Raw genomic sequence first — 3,046 nt, 5'->3', positions numbered from 1 at the left:
GTAGCAATAGGGCTACTATAGGTGATATTGTTGTTATTTTTACTCTCATCGTTTGATTTTTGACGTGATTTTTGTGAAATTCTCTTAGGGCTACTATTGGTGTTATGGTTGTTATTTTCACTCTCATCGTTTAATTTTTGACGTGACTCATGTTCTTTCGATTCAGCCTTTTCAATTTTCACTCCATAACTAACATTTTTAATGTGGACAATGGCAATGCGAACGATGTCCGCATTATTGACCACATAAACAAAATCATTTTTTACCTCACAGAGGACACCCTCGACCGTCTCAGGACCGCCACGATTGATTTTTACCCAACAATATTCCAATGATTTAAGCAGGTCTTTGAAATTATTAGCTTTTTTAAATTCGAAATCCTTCGGAACATCAACGTCGAATTTAAACGGCTCTTTCAGATTTTCTGTAAAACTTTTAATATTGTGAGTGTTGTAATAAACGACCCCATCATCTTCCGTGAGAACGGTGATAAAATCGTAACTTGCATCCAGTAACTTCCCAATTCTGGATTCTGGTCCGCCTCGATTAACCTTGATTACTTTTTCTTGAAAATATTTCCTGAGGTCTTTATTCAAAAAAAATTCTCCTCCTTAAATTATATAATCATATTTACACTGCATGTATATGTATCATGGGATGAAGTTGTCCTAATAAAACAGCCTGTTTACTAATAACTTAAGAGAAAAATAGGCAAGATTTTAAAGAATAGTTACAATAACTCGGTTTAATAAAATTCAATTTTTTCTTTATATGTTTCTGAAGTCATTTTTCTTATATGGATGGTTGGATAAGTGGATCATCGTCCACCTCCGTTTGTAAACCAATTGGCACCCATTTAGGGAATTTAAATGGAGAAAGAACCATATAAAATTATGAAAGGAGGAGAGTCATAAAATGCAGATAAAGAACAATTATTTTCGTGCGCGTACGAGTATGGTGTACATGATGACCAATAATGAAGTAATGAATCAAATCATTTCCTTTTACGTGGACATGAATGGAATGCTAACCTTTGTAGGTTCCTACCCAACTTATGGAAGAGGTACTGGTACAAAGGAAGTTTCCACTGCAACAGCAAACGATGGAGTCGACCCCTTAGCGTCACAAGGCGCCCTAACTTTGTCCCGTGATGGTCGGTTGTTACTTGCAGTTAACGCAGGCAGCCATAGTATCAGTAGTTTCATCATAACCGAAAACGGAGCACCTGTTCTCGTGGATGTAAAGCCATCAGGAGGTGCTCAGCCCAATAGCGTAGGTGTGTTTGGTAATCTTCTCTATGTCTCCAATGTAGGTCATGCCGCAAATAATTTTGCATCAAATATCACTGGTTTTCACATAGATGATAACGGAAGCCTTACTCCTATTCCCGGATCCACCCATTCTCTCAGCACTTTCAATGCTCAGCCCGCTCAGGTTCTCTTCACTCCTGATGGAAGTAAAATCGTTGTCTCCGAGCTTACATCAAACCATCTCAGTGTATTCCATGTAAATCAAAATGGTACGGTTACAGGACCAATCGTTAATGATTCTTACGGTCAAGGACCATTGGGAGCTTATTTTCTATCCTCTGGAATCCTCTTAGTTACGGAAGCAATTGCAAATGCGCTGTCATCCTATTCAATGAGCAGCGACGGTACCCTTCATGTGATCAGCGGGTCTATACCGAACGGATATCAGACCGCTTGCTGGGTTGTAACTACGAGAGATGAACGTTTTGCATATATTACCAACACCTTAAGCGGTACCATCTCCACCTACCGAATCGATCCAAATGGAGCACTGTCGGTGGTAAGGCATATAACCAGTACACCGCCAGGTACAGCACCAGGTCTTCCAATGGATGTTGGAGTGAGTAAAGATGGACGGCATTTTTACACCCTTAACGGAAATCAGGGTACAGTGTCAGTATTTAATATCCAGGATGATGGTAGTTTAGTAAGATTGCAGGTAGCTGCCTGGACTAACTTTCCTTACTTTGGGTCGCAAGGTTTAGCTGTTCTTTGATTCTATTGGGTTCACCGTACTGTGAGGAATCGAAAAATGAGGAGTTGCTAAAAACAAGGCTGCCGACAAACTGGCGGCTATTATAAGGTACTAACAAATCAGTTTTCATTACTTAGGATGCATGTTAATTGAAGAACCCTCTCAAAAATCATCGTTTTGAGAGGGTTTATTTTTATTTAAAAGTTTTTTGATTTGGAGAGAGGAAATATGTCTTAAATGATTGCTCATATTCTAAGTGACATAAACAACCGTTTAGAGCATATTTTCTTAGAGTTGGAAATCCGCATAATCCTGATACTACCCTCTATCTAAACTCACCCATACTAAAAGAGTAAAAAGTTATTTGGAGTAATATGATTTTTTCGACTGTTAATTAAAGCAATACAATGAGCTAATCGCTCTACGCCTAGATTAATTTGACTCTCGTTCACTTGAGAGATGCTTAATCGAAGGAGATTTTCCTTTTTATATACTGGCAAAAACATTCTAGAGGCATCATCAACAAATATATGCTGCTCGTTTAGCATATGAACTACCTGTTTGGCTGTCACATTCTCGGGCAAAGTGATGGATAGATAGAATCCTGAAGTCGGTTTAGAAAAATGAGTATTAGCCGGAAGCAATAATTCACAGGCTTCTTGAAGGATTTGCATTTTAGTATGGTATACCTTTTTAATTTTTTTGAGATGGCTATTAAACATACCACTTTTTAAATAGATTTCTAGTGCACCTTGAGAAAGTGCTGAACTATTAAAATCCGAACAAAATTTATATCGTAAAAAATGGTTAATCATTAATGAAGGAAGAACGACAGTAGCAATCCTTAACCCTGGGAGGAAAATTTTCGAAAAGCTTTTAATATAAATCACTCTCCCGGAAGGATCAAAAGAAAATAAAGGATCTGATTTTGCATTTGGGTCAAGGTCACCTAAAAAATCATCTTCCACTATATATACATCGTATTTTTCAGCTAACTCAACGATTTTTTTCTTTTCGCTATTCGAGTAACAATGTCCAAGAG

Annotated in this window: 3 protein-coding genes; 1 reads left to right on the top strand and 2 read right to left on the bottom strand. The window is 37.7% G+C overall.

Features of this window, described 5'->3' with window-relative positions; genetic code table 11:
• A partial coding sequence (locus tag V7137_RS28430) for a hypothetical protein (protein WP_335701167.1) occupies positions 1-596 on the bottom strand: 596 nt, incomplete at its 3' end.
• Positions 597-915: 319 nt separating this feature from the next.
• Between V7137_RS28430 and V7137_RS28425 the strand changes: the two genes are divergently transcribed.
• Positions 916-2,025, top strand: a complete 1,110-nt coding sequence (locus V7137_RS28425; protein WP_335701166.1) for a lactonase family protein — start codon at positions 916-918, stop codon at positions 2,023-2,025.
• A gap of 323 nt (positions 2,026-2,348) precedes the next feature.
• On the opposite strand, the gene V7137_RS28420 is transcribed toward V7137_RS28425, so the two are convergent.
• A partial coding sequence (locus V7137_RS28420; RefSeq protein WP_335701165.1) for a PLP-dependent aminotransferase family protein occupies positions 2,349-3,046 on the bottom strand: 698 nt, incomplete at its 5' end.

This window comes from Neobacillus drentensis (genome assembly GCF_036962765.1).
Lineage (GTDB): Bacteria > Bacillota > Bacilli > Bacillales > Cytobacillaceae > Neobacillus > Neobacillus drentensis_C.
Note: the sequence above shows the minus strand (reverse complement) of the source record. Positions and strands in the feature narration are given on the sequence as shown.

Coding starts and splice junctions, on each gene's coding strand:
- V7137_RS28425 (WP_335701166.1), top strand. CDS start 916: ATGCAGATAAAGAACAATTATTTTCGTGCGCGTACGAGTATGGTGTAC.